Genomic DNA, 17,808 nt, shown 5'->3' with positions numbered 1-17,808 from the left:
TACAACATCTCAAGTTAAATTTTATACTTAAAAAATGCCCTACTGTCTAATGGCTTAGAGTAAAAGTAACCTTGAATTAAATACACTTTATGCTGAGCAAGGTAGTCAACTTGCTCTTGGGTCTCGACCCCCTCGGCAATAATATCTAACTCAGATTTTTTAGAGAATGAAATAATAGCCTCAATGGTTTTGGCATTAAAGTTATCATCATGACCAATGGTATCGACAAACATTTTGTCAATTTTTAAGGTGCTAATACCCAGTTGCTGCACATAACTAAAGCCGCCATAACCTGTCCCAGCATCATCCAGTTTCAACTCAATACCCAACGCATAAAATTTATCTAAAAAGCTACGTGCTTGAGTTAAATCATCTATTGGCATGCGTTCAGTAATTTCAATCCCTAAACGATGTTTCCCAAATGCTTGGTTATCAATATAGCCTTTAATAAGTTGAAAAAAATCATCATTTTTAAGGTGGTCAGGAACAATATTGACACTGAAAAACAACGCAGGCATTGCATCGCCATAGGTTTGAATATCTTTCACCATATGCTCAACCATGCATTCGGTCATGGCTACAATTAACCCGTTATCTTCAGCGTAAGGAATGAATTGATTCGGTGGCATTAAACTGCCATCAGGCCGACTCCAACGCATAAGTACTTCACAGCCCACCAGCGTTTGATTTCGTGAGTCAATAATGGGTTGATAAAATGGAATAAACTCATTACGTGTCACACCTTGTAAGATTTGTTTATGTAGTGAAACGCTGCTTAATGACCAGCGCCAATACACATACGTTATCCAACTTGCCAAAATGATAGACAGCAACAAAATAAGCACCCACGAAATAGTGTTATATTGCTGATAAAAATCAAGATTACCTGATAATTCAAAGGTCGCTTCAAAATATGGTGACCTTAAAACGGTCTTTTCAGAGACAAAGTTAATGCCATCATAATTATCAAAACCGAAAACTAAAAAAGGCTCTGCACTAAATGACAGTTTATATTCTAGGCATTTATCACATTCAACGGGAATAAAGTAGCGCGGTTCAAGGGGGATAATACTGGCGGTATAAAATAAATCATTAACGTGTCGAACCAACACCAGTTCATGGGATTGGGTGTTTTCCAGTTGTACTACGCCTAAGCTGTAATCTTCACTTATTCGGTGTGTTTGAACATCTTTAATATTGCGCAAAATGGCATTCGATTCACAATAAATGGTTTGTTGCTTGGTGATCCCCATCCAACGAATAAAATTAGCATCAAAAACCGACACCTTTAAAATGTCAATTAGCTCATCATCACAGACAAAATTTTCCGAAGAAATATCCGGTAGTTTCTCCATTTGTTCAATACTGTCTTGAATCACTTTTTGAAACTTTTCAGTCAAAATTTCAGCATCACGAGCAATGATTTGCCTAGCTAAAAAGTGATCAAACGCTTTAAAACCCATTATAGAAATTACAAGCACTGACAAAAAGAGAACGTGAAACTTAATGTTTTTCATGAGCGATGCCTAACATCCTTATTTAATAACAATATACCGACTTCCAAATTGTTAAGGTAGCGTTAAATTGAGCTGATTGCATAAATTTACAGTTTAAACTCATCACATTGCCAATCATTAACTTGTTGTGTTATTGGGTCAACAAACTGTAATCGTTGCGCTAGTAATTTAAGTGGCTTGGCAAAGTTTTCTTCTGTACGGGCAAGTAACTTGGGGTAAAACCTGTCATTTAATAACGGGAACCCAAGGCTGTGCATATGCACTCTCAGTTGATGGGTCTTGCCGGTGACCGGCTCTAGTTCAAACAAGGCAACCTCATTTTTCACATCCAAGAGCCGAATTTCAGAGTGACTATTCGCTTGTCCTTCAACAATTTGCATCAAAAAGCTGGGAGTGCCGCGTACAAGCCGATTCTTAACAGTCCAATGTGAGTCAGGGTTAAGATTTATATTTGGCGGGACGTTAGCGATAGCTTGGTAAGTTTTTTTAATTTTACCGTCTAAAAATAACTGATGATAAGCATGGCGAGTCTCAGGATTAACGGTCATTAACATGATGCCCGCAGTGTCTTTGTCTAAACGGTGAGCTGGGGCAATAGTATCGATACCTGTGCGGATTCGTAATCGGTGCACTAAGCATTCATTGACATAATTCCCACCTGGCGTCACCGGTAAAAAATGCGGTTTGTAGACAATTATTTTATCCGGGTCTTGATGCAAGATTTGCTCAGTAAATGGCACCTTGGTTTCTTGCTCAACTTCGCGGTAGTAACATACTTTTTGGGTTTGCCTGTAAGCTGTGGTTGCAGTAATTAATTCCCCATTAAGCCAATGAACCTTGCCTTGCGCCATTCTTTGCAGCCAGACCGTTTGTGGAATTTGCGAAAAACGCGCCACCAGAAAATCTAACACCGTAGTATAAGGGCGACTATTTTGACTTTGTTGCGGTAAAACCACATAGGAAGGTTGTGCGGCAATGGCTGCGGTTGAGTGTGATGGTTTTTGAGTGATGGTGGTGTCAGGCATATGAGCAGGCAACATTTTCAAATAAAGGTTTAAAGCCAACTATCTTAGCAGGTTATAACCCAACATGGGACTTAAGTAGTTGTAATACAAAGTCCATGGTTTTATGACAATTGGGCTGCTCAACTAGGCGCAATTTATCACAATTATACATTGGCAACACTTCTAACCAGCGTTGGCTAACCCAAGATGCATCTTGCAAATACACCTGTGAATATAACTCGTATAAATCAGGGTTCACTTCATAAAACTGCTCTAATGCTGCACTGATAATTTCAAATTCTCCAGCAATGGGTTCATGGCGCCAATTAGGACAAACTAGCGTTCTAGCGATCCACATTTGATTACGCAATTTAGCGGCAGACAACACTTTTAAGCGCTGAACCCCTTCAAGCACAATACTTAAAGAATCATCTTCAAGTTGATTAAAATCAATAATTCTACATTCGGTGATAGTCCGGTAGCAGGGTAAATTACCTGAATTTTTTTGTGCCGCAAAGGCAATACCATACTCACCCTTGAATACCGATGCGACCAACGCTAACTGGTCAGGTAATACCACTTTGAATTCAAGCCGTCCGTTGGGCAATAACACTCCATCTTGAATAAATAAGGCCATCTCACGTGACTGCATAACTACCTCCCTCACCCTAAGGTGATTTTAATCAGCAATACGTTTATTACGCTAAGACTGATTAAACAAGTGTAGCCTCTGCTCAAAAAAGCACCAATAAGTCGCAGGTTAATTAATGCTAATGAACGATACGGTTAGGTGAAGTAGCCCATGCTTTTACCAACGCACCATGTGTTCCATAATGGTGCCTTTATCAATAATGGTCGCCAATTCGTCTGCAAGTTGCTGGCTTTGCTTCACTGATTTTTGCCAATATTGAATTCGAGAATCTGAATCTAGCTGCTTAAAATCAGTTCTGTCAGGTAATTTTGAGTAGGGAAGTTTAGCGATATAGCCATTAGAGGGCGCAAGGATCAGCGCATTATGATAATTCTGTTTTGCTTTACGCCAAACTAGCGACTTATCAAACCACCCTGGGCTCATATGCTCATAAAAATGCGGGTACATGGTTAAGCCGCTTTCAATAGGAAGCGGTAAATCAAAATGGTAATCGGTAATGCCACCGTCGTAATATTTTCCTTCAGGCAAGCCATGAATTTGTTGAACCGGTGCTAACACAAACGGAATGGAACCTGTGGCGAGCATAGCTTGCTGGATATTATTTTCGGTCAATTGTTTATGCTTGGTGGGTAAGTCTTTTAATCTTCCAAAAGGTGAAGCTGCATCTTGGTGGCTTAACATCACTCGTTCGAAATGCCAGTGAAGGCTTTTACGGCTCATACTATTACAGGCAGCGGTCAGCGCTAAACCAATGGCTAAGCCTAATTTTGACTGGCTTGCATTCACATGTTTTGCTCTACACGCAACAATATGGTTGCGAAAAATCGGGTTAGCAATAATATCCTTACCGGCTTGCTCACCCAAAATACCATTGACTATATAGGACACCTTTTCAGATACTTGCTCCCGAGTAGGAACAGTGTCATAGCGTTGATTAATATAATAATGTTCTAAACGGTCATAAGCCTCAAGTGGATTTTGTTGCCCTAAACAGGCTAATCGCCATGCACCTGATGAAGCCCCTAACATATAAAGAGGGTCTTCTCTGTGTTTAAAAAATTCACCAAATAAATACTTATCTAATCCTGCTATGCCTATCCATTTCGGGCCACCTGATGCCGCTAAAATTTGGGTAAATAGCTGTTGTCTAAATCCTTCACTTTCAATTTGTTTATACGCAGTTTCACCAGCAATAATTCGCAAAGCAGACAAATGGGCTTCCTCAATCGACATTAGTATTTCTTAGCAATTGATTATCATTGAGTCGCTAACAGAAGTCACCTTTATCTTCACTACCCATTAATTGCAAACCAATCTATTACAAAGTCGATTATTCCAAAGCTGTTCGTGACAAACATTATTAATGCCTAATTAACGCAATATGCTTGAAAGATGATAATAAGTTGTTAATATACCGCAAAGTAATTACATATAACTAAAAGAAATATATGTTTTCATTTAACAACAAGATGAATAAATAAATGAATATACAAAACAACTTTAATAACAATGAATTAAGCCAAATTTATCTAGACTCTAACGCCACAACGCCAGTGCTACCTGAGGCTGCAACCGCTGCAATGTCAGCCATGGAGCATGTTTTTGGTAATCCAAGCTCCAGCCATATCACTGGTTTACAAGCCAAAGATTTAATGGAACAAACTCGCGACAAAGCCAAACAAGTGCTTGGGGCAACTCACGGTAATGTTATTTTTACCAGTGGGGCTACAGAAGGCATTCAAACCGCTATTTTGTCCGCTTTAGTGAGTGCTAGAACCCGCTTGAAAAATCATCAAGAAAATGGACAAGATTACCACCTACTGTATGGTGCGACCGAACATAAAGCCGTACCTGAGTCGCTAAAACACTGGAATAATTTATTAGGTATTAATGCCAAAGTCACCGCAATTCCTGTGGATCATAAAGGCGAATTAGATCATGATTTTATTGCTAGCCACGCCAATAAAGCACTGATGATTTGCACAATGGCAGTAAATAATGAAACTGGGGTGTTTCAAGATTTATCCGCCTTAGAAAAAACCATACGCCAAGCTAACCCTGATGTTTATTGGATGGTGGATTGTGTGCAAGCGCTAGGGAAAATGGCATTAAACTTAGCTAAAACCACCATTGATTACGCGCCATTTAGTGGCCATAAACTGTATGCACCTAAAGGCATTGGCTTTATTTATATTCGCCAAAATGCGCCATTTACGCCATTTATTGCTGGCGGGGGCCAAGAAAGTGGCTTACGTTCTGGAACAGAAAACTTACCGGGCATGGCGGCCATTAATGTTATTTTTGATCAATTACTTAAAACAGACTCTTGTTTTGCCAGTCAAGCCAAATTACTGCAATATCGTCAACAACTTGCAGAGACATTAACCCAAGCTTTTCCGCAAATTGTGTTTAACCATCATTTCGACAATAGCGTACCCACCACGCTCAACTTCGCGATTAAAGGTTTCAGTAGCAAAGAAATGATGGACTTATTTGATGCTGCAAATATACGAGTAAGTTCAGGCTCAGCTTGCTCTTCAAAAGTGACCCGCAGCTTTGTTCTTGATGCGATGGGTCTACCAGCATGGCAAAGTGAATCAGCCATTCGATTATCATTTGGCCCCGCTATCACACAAGCTGAAATCGAACAGGCCTGTGAACGCATTATGTTCGCCTCTCAAGCGCTCACCCATAGTTGCATGGTTTTAGACAATGACGCCCTAAATGCTAAAACCCCTTTAAATGGTTTAGTGCAATTACGAGTTGGTGGAAGTTGTACTTGGATATATGCCAACGCTGCAACCAAACAAGTGATTATTATCGACCCTTTGCCACAACTCGCTGAACGCATTAATACCCTAGTGCAATGTCAGCAATTAACCGTTGTAGCCATTATTGATACTCATGGGCATGCAGATCATGTTTCTGCCAGAAGCTTATTAACCGAGGTAATCAATCTGACCTCGGCTGAAGATCACTTGGGTTGGCCAGCAACCACAAAATCTTGCATCATCAACCAAAAAAGCTATCAATATATTGAAATTGCAGATAAATGGCTGATTAAGGTGCCTACCCCTGGCCACACTCAAGACAGCATTAGTTTGTTGTTATGCCACCCTTTAAAGGAAAATGACACCTTGGCAAACAACACTTTATTTGCTTTTTGTGGTGACACCATTTTAATGGGCACGTTAGGTCGCACTAACTTTGACTCCAGCAGCGCGGTAGATATGTACTCTAGCCTGCAATTACTCAGTAGCTTACTCGCACCGCAAACATTAATTTGTCCAAGCCATGACTATCAAAATGAATTTGCCACCCATCTTGAGGCTGAATGTCAGCGCAATAAGCTGCTCAGTAATGTCATTACAGGGGCGCTGAGTGTAAGTGAGTTTGAAGTCGCCAAAACTAAATTAGACAGCCATTTAAACGACCAACAGGGTCAAGAAATTCTATGTGGTGCAACCCCAAGCTGCAGCACAGGCTTAGCGGTGAGAGAGCTTAACTCTTCTATGTTAACCGCAAGCCTAAATGATATTAAGTTAATTGATATCCGCGAACCACACGAATACGCCCTCCAACACTCTACCAAAGCCAGTGAGAATGTGCCATTGACTCGCTTGGTTGATTTTATGCAACAGCACCTACAAGACAAAACGACTCAATGGGTACTGGTATGTCGAAGTGGCAGCCGATCACTGGTTGCCGCACAAGCAATGCAGCGACTCGGGTTTAACAATATCTCACACCTTAAGGGCGGTTATGCGCTGATTTAAACATCAAAAAAGCCCAATCGATTATTGATTGGGCTTTTTGATGTGCGGCTAATGAGTTTAGCTGATGGGTTTACATGAGTTATTACTCGTTTATCGCCGTTTTGATTGTGCTAACGCCTTTTGCCTTGCCTGTTGTTTTAGCGAACCTTTTTTAGTTTTACGGGTAACAGGAGCCACTTGGGTTAAATCAGGTTCAAAACCGGGATACCATTGTTGCCCGAGCCGTTTATCTAAATAGGTTTCTAATTTAATCAATAATGGCTCATCATCAACACTTAATAAGGTGATAGCTTGACCTTGCTGCCCTGCGCGGCCGGTGCGACCAATTCGATGCACATAGTCTTCTTGCTTAAATGGCAGCTCCATATTGACCACGTAATCTAGCTGAGCAATATCAATGCCTCGTGCAGCCACGTCGGTTGCCACAATTGCAGTTAATTTACCGGACTTAAAGTCCGCTAGCACTTGCTCTCTAACTGATTGCGATAAATCAGCATGAAACGCGGCAAGATTAATCTGCTGCTGTTTCATTTGCTTCACCAACGCATCAGCATCTTGTTTGGTTCGGCTAAAAATAAGCACTTGCTGCCATTTTTCAACCTGCATTAAATGACACAGCAAAGCACATTTTTTAGGTTTATCGACGTTATAAATACGTTCAACAACAGAGCTTGCGGTTTGGTTACGATTATGGGCTTCAATCACTTGAGGTTGGGTTAAAAAACGTTGGCTAAAGCCAAATACTCTGTCATCTAAAGTCGCTGAAAATAATAACGTTTGTCGCTGTTTAGGCAAACGCTTTAATAGTGCGAGCAATTCGTCTCTAAAGCCCATATCTAACATGCGATCTGCTTCATCAATAACAAAATACTCAATCTGATTAAGCTGAGTCGCCCGTTGACGTAGTAAATCTAGCAAGCGCCCTGGGGTTGCCACAATAATATCAACACCAGCCTGTAGCTGCGCTTTTTGCTGCTCAACACTGACACCGCCATAAATTAACCCACATCGAATACCTGCCGAGCCTTGAAGTTGCAGCAGGTTTTGATACACCTGCTGAGCGAGCTCTCTTGTTGGAGCAAGAATAAGCCCTTTAGGCATGGCTTGGTGGTTAGGCTGTTGTGAATCAATAACGGATGTAGGTTCAGTGAGTAGCTTATGCAATAAAGGCAAACTAAACGCCGCTGTTTTACCTGTGCCAGTTTGTGCGCTGGCGAGTACATCTTTACCCGCTAAAATGCTCGGAATCGCCTGAGTTTGAATCTCAGTAGGCTTAGTAAATTTAAGTTCAGCCAGTTGCGCCAACAAGCTGTTATGTAAAGGGAAATCAGCAAAAGACATATCATTTCCTAGGGCATAAGCCTTGGACTAAGTTCATCATTAAAAAGTGGTTCATTACTGTCAGCTTTTGAACCACGGGACAAAAATTTATACCGCTTTACAATATAAGCCAAGATTTTCAGGTAAAGCCTGTTTTTGAGCTTTTGTTAAGTTTGCGGAGGCAAAGCCATAACGTTTAACAATATTTTGTGATCGCGTATTGTGATCAGCAATATAGGCAAACAAAGGCTCTTTAGGTAATTGTGGCAACAACATCCCTAAAGCTTTTGAAGCAATACCTTGCCCCCAGTATGCTCTGTCAATCCAGTAACCAATTAGCCTGCCGTTAGACGTTAGAGCATCTGATGGATTACGCCAACTCAAAACACTGCCTACCAGCTGGCTTTCTAACTTAACACCAAGGGCAATAGTATCTGGTTTATGGAAAATATTATGTTGCCAATGCTCAACAAAATCTGGCCACTCTCTAGGGGTAAACTCCGCCATTTTTGAGGCAATTAAGTCAGACTCAAACTGATGTAAAATCACTAAATCTGATTGGGTAATAGCTTGTAAGCGTATTTGCGCCGTCACAGGTTAATCCCTTGAAAAAGCATCAAAATATAAACTAACCCTTGTTTGGGCTTAAAAGCTCAACCCACTTTTTAGGGTTAGCCAGAATAAACCGATATTGGTCGTTATCGTAGGTAATCACTTTAATGGCATCTGGGGTAACAGGAATAATGCCAGCCCCTTTTCCCCACCCTGTGGTAACTAACTTAATATTACCCAACTCGATGGCATAAGGGCCGTAGCCTAGATCTTCATTGAAAGGTGAAAAGTGCAGCACGTCATCTTCTATCCAAAGCTTACCATCAGCTCTGAATGCTCCTTTTTGTACGGTCGCCATCGTTGAATGGGATATACCGCCCGACAAACCTAGCTCAAACATTATTTACTCCTGTATTGTTGATATCCATAGTTGTTGATATCCATAATTGTTGATATCCAAAAAACTAATCGGGTTTAAACACGCCTATCATGTCACCAGACGCTTTTTGGGTCACCGCCTGCTCATTTTGTTGCTCAGTGTAATCACAGTCAGTGCATTCAACCGTTTCAATATTATGTTGTTTGAATAATAAAATACTATCTACTGCACCACATTTAGGGCACTTAGCGCCAGCAACAAATCGTTTTTTCACTTTGGTCATAGCACTCTCAGTTATCATTATTTGCAATTGTGGCTATTTTGCCATGTAACATGGGTATCCGTCCTGCAGATGTGGGAAAAAAATCACGAATACGGTATTATCCCCCCACTTAATTTTATCGCTCAAGTTGTATTCATGATCACTATCAGTCAAGCCCAGTTAATTCGCGGCAGTAAAACTCTACTTGATGAAGCCTCAGTTACCATTTACCCCGGTCACAAAGTCGGTTTAGTGGGCGCGAACGGTACTGGAAAGTCGTCTCTGTTAGCGCTCATTCTGGGTAAATTACATCTAGACAAAGGTGAATTTTCATTACCGGCAAACTGGCAAATATCGTCAGTGGCTCAAGAAACCCCAGCGCTGGAAGTTTCAGCGTTAGAATACGTGCTCGATGGTGATGAAGAATTTAGGCAACTTGAAGCGCAGCTAGCTAAAGCACAACAAGATAACGACGGTAACGCCATTGCCCTAATTCACGGCAAAATAGATGCCATTGGCGGCTATGCTATTCGCGCAAGAGCTGGTGCCTTACTGGCTGGTTTAGGCTTTAGTGAAGTAGAACAAAACAACCCGGTTAAAAGTTTCTCCGGTGGTTGGCGCATGCGCTTAAACTTGGCTCAAGCGTTATTATGTCGCTCAGATTTATTACTGTTAGACGAACCTACCAACCACTTAGACTTAGACACCATGTATTGGTTAGAAGGTTGGATTAAATCTTACCAAGGGACGCTAATTTTAATTTCCCATGACCGTGATTTTATTGATGCCATTGTTGATGAAATTGTACATGTTGAAAACCACCAGCTGAACTTTTATAAAGGCGGTTATACCGCATTTGAACGTGTTCGTGCTGAGCGTTTAGCTCAACAGCAAGTGGCTTTTGAGCGGCAACAAAAAGAGCGTGCACACATGCAATCTTTTGTTGACCGATTCCGCTATAAAGCCAGTAAAGCTAAACAAGCACAAAGCCGTTTAAAAGCATTAGAGCGGATGACGGAATTACTGCCATCTCACGCAGATAGCCCTTTCCAAATGGCCTTTAAAGAGCCTGAAGCCTTACCTAATCCATTGGTGACAATGGAGCAAGTGTCTGTAGGCTACGGCGATAAAACCATTTTAAGTAAAGTGCAATTAAACTTGGTTCCTGGTGCCCGCATTGGGTTACTAGGGAGAAATGGCGCAGGTAAGTCGACATTAATTAAATTGTTATCGGCACAGCTAAAACCGTTATCAGGCAAGTTTGAACCGAATCCGGGGCTAAATATTGGCTACTTTGCCCAGCATCAAATTGAATTCTTACAGCTTGATGATACCCCGTTACAGCATCTTGTTCGCCTTGCACCCAATGCCCGCGAGCAAGAGTTACGTAACTTTTTAGGCGGATTTGGTTTTAATGGTGATATGGCGCTGTCACCTGTTAGGCCCTTTTCAGGTGGTGAAAAAGCCCGTCTAGTCCTTGCACTGTTAGTATGGCAACGTCCAAACGTATTGCTACTAGACGAACCCACCAACCATTTAGATTTAGAAATGCGCCATGCGCTAACAATGGCATTGCAAACCTTTGAAGGTGCTATGGTTATTGTATCGCATGACCGTCATTTATTACGGTTAAGCTGTAGCGACTACTACCTTGTTGACCAAGGCACTGTGAGCCCATTTAACGGTGACTTAGACGACTATCATCAGTGGTTACTTGATGCGGCAAAAGCGGCTACTGCGAGCCAAAAACTAGAAACCGCTAAAACCAGCAATACCGTTCAAGTAGATAAAAAACAGCAAAAACGTATTGAAGCCGAACTGCGTCAAAAAACCTCGCCGTTACGTAAGCAACAAGCAAAATTAGAAGCTGAGCAAACCAAGTTCACCGCAAGACTTGCAGAACTTGAAGAGTTACTTGCTGATGGCAGTTTATATGAAGCTGAAAACAAAGCTAAAATGACTCAAGTATTGAATGAACGTACCCAGTTAACTCAAGCGATGGATGAAAGCGAAATGAACTGGTTAGACATTCAAGAGCAAATTGAGGCCATCGAGCAGTCGGTTCAGTAGGTGAATAGGTAAATAGTTAAAACGCCTACAAATACCAAACGATGATCAAGCTGAACGAGGTGTTGATAGTGTTTTCAATGTCGTCAGCTTTTTCATGTTATTTATTCATCGGAGAAATACATGGAAGATTCTCAGCTATTTAGCCAGCAAATTTGGCAAGCCTGTGAGCAACAATACGCCAGCAACCCAACGGCATATATTGAGCTTCAAGATCACTATCAGGTAAATGTTAACCTGTTTTTATTGGCCCAAGAATTAGATAAAAGCCCCCAGCGATTAACGGTTGAACAATGGCAGTTGTTACAGGAATCAATTATCCATTGGGAACAAACCGTGTTGGTGCCTTATCGCCAGTTACGTCGTTTAGCTAAAGCACATCTTGATACTGATGAGTACCAAAAAATGCTCGATGTTGAGTTAATGATGGAAAGAAAATCTCAGCGAATAATACTGCAACAATTGAACAGCATGAAAGTTAACTGCTTTTCTGATACTGACAGTGACTCAAACAACTCAAATAACTCAAATAACTCAAATAACTCAAATAACTACCTGAGCCTATATGGCATAGATAGCAGCTATTTTAAGCCATAATTTAAACCGTAAACTAATGGCTTAATTGGCTTAACTTGATGCGGACGTTTTTGGCGCAAGTTCCTCGGCAAGTAAAGTAGCGTTACGTGCCACAATGCCATAAATAGATAATTGCGGGTTGGCACCTAAACTGGTTTGGAACATCGAACCGTCAAATACTGATAAGTTTTCGAAGTAGTGCGAGCGACCTACACTGTTAATCATCGAGGTAGATAAATCTTCCCCCATTGGACACCCGCCCATCACATGCGCAGAGGCCACAATCGTTTTAAGTACCTTTAAATCCATTTCATTAATCTGCTGCTTAGCCTGCTTCCATGAGTTCATAAAATCTAAGCCGTCATTCATCGGTAAGACTTTTTTAGCTCCTGCAGCAAATTGCAGTTCAGCCATCGACAAGAAGGCGTTTCGGGCAGCCCGCCAAAATGCTTTTGTTAATGGATAATCTAACGTAAAGCCATGATCAGTTAACCTCACTTGTCCGCCAGTTTGATCGTTAAATCCGTCACGGATCAACGCAATCACCACCTGCAGTTTATTAAAATCAGCCATAATTTGTGCATGGCTTTTACCATAACCAATGGTTTTAGAGGCAATTAACACGGGATGAATAGGCGCTACTTCTAATTTATAGCCTAACTCACCAGCCGCACCATCGCGCCAGACAAATTGATCAGAATATATCGCTTGCGGAGCGCCGCTATGACCATTAATTTGTTCATCAAATATTGCACCAGACAACACCGAAGGATGCAAAAAGGTTTTACCTAGCAATTGATGAGGGTCAGGCATATTCGAGCGCATTAATATTGTTGGTGTGTGAATAGCCCCTGCACTTAAAATATAATGCTTGGCACTGAAAGTCAGTTCAACTCCATTCGGTTGACGTGTTTCAGTCATACACTGCGCACTAATACCAACAACACGCTGCTCTTCATGCTTAACATGAGTAACTTTGGCGCGGGATATCAAGGTGGCTCCCTTATCAAGTGCAGCAGGAATCGTAGTGACTAACATAGATTGCTTGGCGTTAACCGGACAGCCCATGCCGCAGTAGCCGGTATTCCAGCAACCTGACACATTGCGCTTAATGACGGTATGTTCCCAGCCTAGCTTGCTACAGCCTTCTAGTAATACTCCATTATTGCGATTGGGTTGATATTGCCATTCAGCAATATTTAACCTGTGCTCCATCTTTTCAAACCAAGGCTGCATCTCTTGTACGGAGGTGTTAATCACGCTGCGTTCTTGTGCCCAAAAGTCTAAGGTGGGGTCAGGAGTTCTTATTGAGGTAGTCCAGTTAATGGTGGTTGAGCCACCAACGGTTCGCCCCTGAAAAATACCAATGCCTTTATCAGTGGTTTTCATGGCGGCGGCTTGTTGATACAAGTTAGGGTAAGCGTGGCGCTCTTCCATATCAAAGTCTTTGGAAGATTTAAGCGATCCCGCCTCGATCATAATCACGGTCAAGCCAGCGTTGGTCAGTATTTCTGCCGCAGTACCACCACCCGCGCCGGTGCCCACTATCACTACATCGGCTTCAAAGTGCTGGTTTTCATTCAATAAACTGGCATCAACGTGGTGCCAGCCTGATGTTAATCCCGTGGTAATCGGATCGATAATAGCCAATTAAAAACTCCTTGTACGCTTAAGCTTCATTCAATAAAAACGTGGGTTTGGCATAACCTAATCGTCCCCAATGTTCTGGGTTTGAATAATAGCTCGTCAGTACCAACTCACGTAAGCCGGTATAAGCAGTTTGCACCATCTCTAAAAAGTGAAATCGCCAATGTTCTAATATTCGAGTCAGTTCGGCTGAATCTCTAAGCATCAAAGATGTAACACTGCCAGTTAAGATGAGTAAGCCTAAACGACTTTCCAACAGCTCAAACAACTCTGCAAGTTCAATTTGTTGCTGCTCAGGTAGCACTGCAATAGCCTGTTCAATGGCATCAACGGTTGAGTTAATGGCGAGTTCTTTTTGACTTGCCACAGCAGGCAAAGCGCCATCTAAAAATACGGGAATCAAAATGCTAAATAACACGCGTTGGCCATCTTTTGCTTGAGACGACAAGGTACTTTCTGAGTATAAATTAACCCCTAGCGCTAGAGCTGCAGTGCCAATAAATGCACCAGTGATAAAAGTACGTCGCTTCATATCCAGGCCTCAATATTTTTGTGGTGAAGATTTTAACTGTGATACAGTGACATGAAGATCATTTAAACATACGTTTAAACATTCACAAACATTCGTAGAAGCATTCATGTCGAAAAAAGCGTTATTTAACCCACCGTGGTGGGCTGTAAATCCTCATATTCAAACCATATTACCGTTTATTTTTAAAGTCACCAAACCTAAGGTTTTTCGTCAAAGACAAGAATTACCCGATGGCGACTTTATTGACTTAGACTGGTTGGGGAATCCTCAAAATGGCGAACCTATTTTAGTGATTGCCCATGGTTTGGAAGGCAGTTCTGAGTCTCACTATGTCAGGCGCATGTTGCTAGCAGCAAAAAAAGCTAATTTGTGTGCCGTTGTACACCATCATAGAGGTTGCTCTGGTGAGCCAAACCGCTTAGCGAGAAGCTATCATAGTGGCGACACGGAAGACTTTGCTTTTACCTTGAGCCAACTTAAACAATATTACCCTGACTCAACGCTGTATGCTGTGGGCTATAGTTTAGGAGGGAATGTGCTGGCAAAGTATCAAGGTACAGCACAAGCAAGCAGCTTATTGGAACGCGCCGTGGTGGTATCAGCACCGCTCACCCTCAGTGCTTGTGCTAAAAAGTTAGAAAATGGCTTTTCTAAAGTATATCAATCACATTTGATTAAACAATTACAGCACAAAATGGTTAATAAAATTGAGCAACAAGATTTAACTTCACAAATGCCGGTTACTAAAGCCGAGATAAAACAGTTAAACACCTTTTACTTGTTTGATGACAAAGTCACCGCTCCATTACACGGGTTTGCAGGTGTGGAAGACTATTACACGCGCTCCAGTGCATTAAGCGTGTTAAAACACATTGTAAAACCGACGTTAATCATTCATGCAAAAGACGACCCTTTTATGACTGATGCTGTTATTCCAACGCCTGCAGAACTATCAAATCAAGTGGAATATGAACTGCATAATTTTGGTGGCCATGTGGGCTTTATTGAAGGCGGCAGGCCATGGAAACCCAAGTTTTATATTGAAAATAGAGTCATAGATTACGTATTAAAAAATGATAAAGCACAACAAGGTCAATCATGATTATTCCTTACGACGCATTGGGCAATCTACAAGTTGAGACACTTAATAATTTAATTAAAGAATATTTGTTTACTCAGGTTGAAGACGGCAGTTTTTCTGAAATGAATGATCAACAAATTGCCGCCATGATTGCGCAATGTAAACACGCATTAAAAGTCGGCGAATTATTGGTTGAGTATAGTGAAGAAGATGAATCAATTTCGATTAGACACAAACACAATATTATCAATTCACAATAATTAACAGGCCATAGCATTGACCCAAAGGTAATATCTACCGTATAAATGTTAGGCTCTGCGAATTACATAAAAACAGAATTGTTTTTCAGTCCAACGCTTATTTATTGTTTCTTAGGAAAAAAATGTCAGCTAAACACCCTATTATTGCTGTAACTGGTTCTTCAGGTGCCGGTACCACAACAACCACAATGGCTTTTACTCATATTTTTCGTCAATTGGGTATCAATGCTGCATTTGTTGAAGGGGATAGCTTTCACAATTTTACTCGCGCAGAAATGGAAGTGTTGATCAGAAAGTCTCAAGTAGAGAAAAAGAATATCAGCTACTTTGGCCCAGAAGCCAATAACTTCATAAAATTAGAAGAGTGCTTTGCCAGTTATGCAGAAACAGGGACAGGGCAAACTCGTAGCTATCTGCACACCTTTGATGAAGCCGTGCCGTTTAACCAAATGCCCGGCACATTTACGCAATGGCGTGACCTGCCCCCAAACACCGATATGCTTTATTACGAAGGCCTTCATGGTGGTGTAGTAACAGAGGATGCAGACGTAGCAAAACATGTTGATTTACTGATTGGCATGGTACCGATTGTCAATTTAGAGTGGATTCAAAAAATTATTCGAGACACCAATGACCGAGGGCATAGTCGTGAAAAGGTCATGGGGTCAATTGTACGCAGCATGGACGATTACATTAATCATATGACGCCACAATTTTCTCGAACTCATATAAACTTTCAACGTGTTCCTACCGTTGATACTTCAAACCCATTTAGCGCTAAAGATATTCCAAGCTTAGATGAAAGCTTTGTGGTTATTCGTTTCAGAGGCATGAATAATGTCGACTTCCCCTATTTCCTAAACATGATTGATGGGTCATTCATGTCGCGGGTAAATACGTTAGTGGTACCGGGTGGCAAAATGTCTTTGGCAATGGAACTGATTCTCACGCCACTGATTAAAGATTTAATGGAAAAGCGCTTCAAGCAACATCAAAATGAATAATAAAACCTTCAGCTTTAAGTTTACATTAATCTAAAATTTGTATGCTAAAGCCATTGTTATTTTAGGCGAAATAACGATAGTTGATATGCTCAAGTGTTAATTCCCCCTTTTTCTGTTGGCACATTGAGCATATCAGCGTCCTATCCTAAATGATTACTCACTGATCAATACGCTAAACTCAACACTTTACAACACGCTAAGTGCTACTCCATTAAAGGCACAACCTCTTGATATGCTTGGTTATTCTTATAACGTTCAAGACGCATAATAAACTCGTCACCTTTAGCGATTTCAGGGGAAAGTTTCAGCGCATCAATGGCTTTTTTCTGCACATTCACCGCCTGATTAAAATCACCTAATTCAGCGTACCCCGCCGCCAGATTATCTAAAATAGTTGGGTCGTTTTCATTCGATTCTAATAACTTAAGCGACAAACTCACTGCTTTAGAACCATCACGATATTCAGCTTCAGGGCAAGTGGCTAGTATCCAAGCAACATTACCTAACGAAACATCATCACCGGCGGCACTAAAACGTTGCAGTGCTTTACCACAGTTACGCTCAACGCCATCGCCACCCGCGGCATAAATAAACCCTAAACGAAAATCAGCCCAATTATCGCCTTGTTCGCTCATGGCTAAATACCATTTTTCCGCTTTTAACAAGTTACGGGGAACAAGCTTTCCTTCAAATGCTAAATCAGCAATAGTTTGTTGGGCTTTGATATTATTTTGATTAGCAGCTTGCTCGACCCACATAAAACCTTCGGTAATACTTGTGGGAACAAAACGTCCTGATAAATACATTAACCCTAAAAGATATTGTGCATCTGCATCGCCTTGATTGGCTTTCAGTTGAATATGCACAACCCGAGAGCGTACTTCTGACTCGGCTGTTTGCGGTAACGAAAATGCGTGTGCAATAGGGGTCAAAAAAGCACTCAACAACAAACAACCACACCCTATTTTGAATAACTTCTTCACATAAACCTCAATATTTTGAGCTAACTCACCTAAACATAAACCAACTGCTAACCTGAATACAATCTTTGTAGGCTGTTTTACATTAGAACTTATTGATAATAATTATCATTATAAAGTCTGACTTGGTTTTTAGCAGGGTTAATTCTGACTCTTGTGATTTACCCTAGACTATGAGAGTTTAATTGACCTAACTCTC

The 17,808-nt window shown here is 41.2% G+C and carries 17 protein-coding genes; 6 read left to right on the top strand and 11 right to left on the bottom strand.

The window, feature by feature from the left end; all coding sequences use genetic code 11:
• Positions 1 to 14 precede the first annotated feature (14 nt).
• The 4 genes from L2672_RS06185 to L2672_RS06170 all read right to left on the bottom strand — a co-directional run bounded on the left by L2672_RS06185 (position 15) and on the right by L2672_RS06170 (position 4,385).
• Positions 15 to 1,517, bottom strand: coding sequence for an EAL domain-containing protein (locus L2672_RS06185; RefSeq protein ID WP_248994958.1), 1,503 nt, complete (start codon positions 1,515 to 1,517; stop codon positions 15 to 17).
• A gap of 86 nt (positions 1,518 to 1,603) precedes the next feature.
• The gene (locus L2672_RS06180) at positions 1,604 to 2,542 is read right to left on the bottom strand and encodes a pseudouridine synthase (RefSeq protein ID WP_248994957.1); all 939 of its coding nucleotides are present in this window, start codon (positions 2,540 to 2,542) and stop codon (positions 1,604 to 1,606) included.
• 52 nt (positions 2,543 to 2,594) lie between these two features.
• Positions 2,595 to 3,173 (bottom strand): LON peptidase substrate-binding domain-containing protein, encoded by a 579-nt coding sequence (locus tag L2672_RS06175; protein ID WP_248994956.1) that lies wholly within the window; start codon positions 3,171 to 3,173, stop codon positions 2,595 to 2,597.
• A gap of 156 nt (positions 3,174 to 3,329) precedes the next feature.
• A complete protein-coding gene (locus L2672_RS06170) occupies positions 3,330 to 4,385 on the bottom strand; it encodes an alpha/beta hydrolase (protein ID WP_248995107.1) in 1,056 nt (351 codons plus the stop codon).
• Positions 4,386 to 4,654: 269 nt separating this feature from the next.
• Here L2672_RS06170 and L2672_RS06165 point away from each other — a divergent pair, with 269 nt between their 5' ends.
• On the top strand, positions 4,655 to 6,949 hold the full coding sequence (locus L2672_RS06165; RefSeq protein WP_248994955.1) for an aminotransferase class V-fold PLP-dependent enzyme: 2,295 nt from the start codon (positions 4,655 to 4,657) through the stop codon (positions 6,947 to 6,949).
• 90 nt (positions 6,950 to 7,039) lie between these two features.
• Here the strand turns inward: L2672_RS06165 and L2672_RS06160 are convergent, their stop codons facing one another.
• The 4 genes from L2672_RS06160 to L2672_RS06145 all read right to left on the bottom strand — a co-directional run bounded on the left by L2672_RS06160 (position 7,040) and on the right by L2672_RS06145 (position 9,483).
• Positions 7,040 to 8,290 (bottom strand): DEAD/DEAH box helicase, encoded by a 1,251-nt coding sequence (locus L2672_RS06160; protein ID WP_248994954.1) that lies wholly within the window; start codon positions 8,288 to 8,290, stop codon positions 7,040 to 7,042.
• Positions 8,291 to 8,377: 87 nt separating this feature from the next.
• The gene (locus L2672_RS06155) at positions 8,378 to 8,863 is read right to left on the bottom strand and encodes a GNAT family N-acetyltransferase (RefSeq protein WP_248994953.1); all 486 of its coding nucleotides are present in this window, start codon (positions 8,861 to 8,863) and stop codon (positions 8,378 to 8,380) included.
• A 34-nt stretch (positions 8,864 to 8,897) separates the two neighbouring features.
• Positions 8,898 to 9,221 (bottom strand): hypothetical protein, encoded by a 324-nt coding sequence (locus tag L2672_RS06150; RefSeq protein ID WP_248994952.1) that lies wholly within the window; start codon positions 9,219 to 9,221, stop codon positions 8,898 to 8,900.
• A gap of 64 nt (positions 9,222 to 9,285) precedes the next feature.
• A complete protein-coding gene (locus L2672_RS06145; protein WP_248994951.1) occupies positions 9,286 to 9,483 on the bottom strand; it encodes a YheV family putative zinc ribbon protein in 198 nt (65 codons plus the stop codon).
• A gap of 135 nt (positions 9,484 to 9,618) precedes the next feature.
• Here L2672_RS06145 and L2672_RS06140 point away from each other — a divergent pair, with 135 nt between their 5' ends.
• Together L2672_RS06140 and L2672_RS06135 are read left to right on the top strand one after the other, a co-directional pair.
• Positions 9,619 to 11,532, top strand: coding sequence for an ABC transporter ATP-binding protein (locus L2672_RS06140; RefSeq protein ID WP_248995106.1), 1,914 nt, complete (start codon positions 9,619 to 9,621; stop codon positions 11,530 to 11,532).
• A gap of 120 nt (positions 11,533 to 11,652) precedes the next feature.
• Complete coding sequence (locus tag L2672_RS06135) at positions 11,653 to 12,126, top strand: DUF2390 domain-containing protein (RefSeq protein ID WP_248994950.1); 474 nt, start codon at positions 11,653 to 11,655, stop codon at positions 12,124 to 12,126.
• Between the two features lie 30 nt (positions 12,127 to 12,156).
• Here L2672_RS06135 and L2672_RS06130 read toward each other — a convergent pair whose 3' ends face one another.
• Together L2672_RS06130 and L2672_RS06125 are read right to left on the bottom strand one after the other, a co-directional pair.
• Positions 12,157 to 13,755, bottom strand: coding sequence for a GMC family oxidoreductase (locus L2672_RS06130; RefSeq protein ID WP_248994949.1), 1,599 nt, complete (start codon positions 13,753 to 13,755; stop codon positions 12,157 to 12,159).
• A 19-nt stretch (positions 13,756 to 13,774) separates the two neighbouring features.
• Positions 13,775 to 14,284 (bottom strand): TAT leader-containing periplasmic protein, encoded by a 510-nt coding sequence (locus tag L2672_RS06125; RefSeq protein ID WP_248994948.1) that lies wholly within the window; start codon positions 14,282 to 14,284, stop codon positions 13,775 to 13,777.
• Between the two features lie 106 nt (positions 14,285 to 14,390).
• Here L2672_RS06125 and L2672_RS06120 point away from each other — a divergent pair, with 106 nt between their 5' ends.
• The 3 genes from L2672_RS06120 to L2672_RS06110 all read left to right on the top strand — a co-directional run bounded on the left by L2672_RS06120 (position 14,391) and on the right by L2672_RS06110 (position 16,629).
• Positions 14,391 to 15,386, top strand: a complete 996-nt coding sequence (locus L2672_RS06120; RefSeq protein ID WP_248994947.1) for a hydrolase — start codon at positions 14,391 to 14,393, stop codon at positions 15,384 to 15,386.
• Positions 15,383 to 15,625 (top strand): YheU family protein, encoded by a 243-nt coding sequence (locus L2672_RS06115; protein ID WP_248994946.1) that lies wholly within the window; start codon positions 15,383 to 15,385, stop codon positions 15,623 to 15,625. The genes L2672_RS06120 and L2672_RS06115 overlap by 4 nt, the downstream gene beginning before the upstream one ends.
• A 122-nt stretch (positions 15,626 to 15,747) precedes the next feature.
• Entirely contained in the window at positions 15,748 to 16,629 is an 882-nt protein-coding gene (locus L2672_RS06110; RefSeq protein WP_248994945.1) for a phosphoribulokinase, read from the top strand.
• A 203-nt stretch (positions 16,630 to 16,832) separates the two neighbouring features.
• On the opposite strand, the gene L2672_RS06105 is transcribed toward L2672_RS06110, so the two are convergent.
• Positions 16,833 to 17,612 carry a tetratricopeptide repeat protein gene (locus L2672_RS06105; RefSeq protein WP_248994944.1) on the bottom strand — a complete coding sequence of 260 codons (780 nt, stop codon included), beginning with the start codon at positions 17,610 to 17,612 and terminating at the stop codon, positions 16,833 to 16,835.
• Positions 17,613 to 17,808 lie beyond the last annotated feature (196 nt).

It is taken from the genome of Shewanella gaetbuli, assembly GCF_023284065.1.
Taxonomy (GTDB): domain Bacteria; phylum Pseudomonadota; class Gammaproteobacteria; order Enterobacterales; family Shewanellaceae; genus Shewanella; species Shewanella gaetbuli.
Note: the sequence above shows the minus strand (reverse complement) of the source record. Positions and strands in the feature narration are given on the sequence as shown.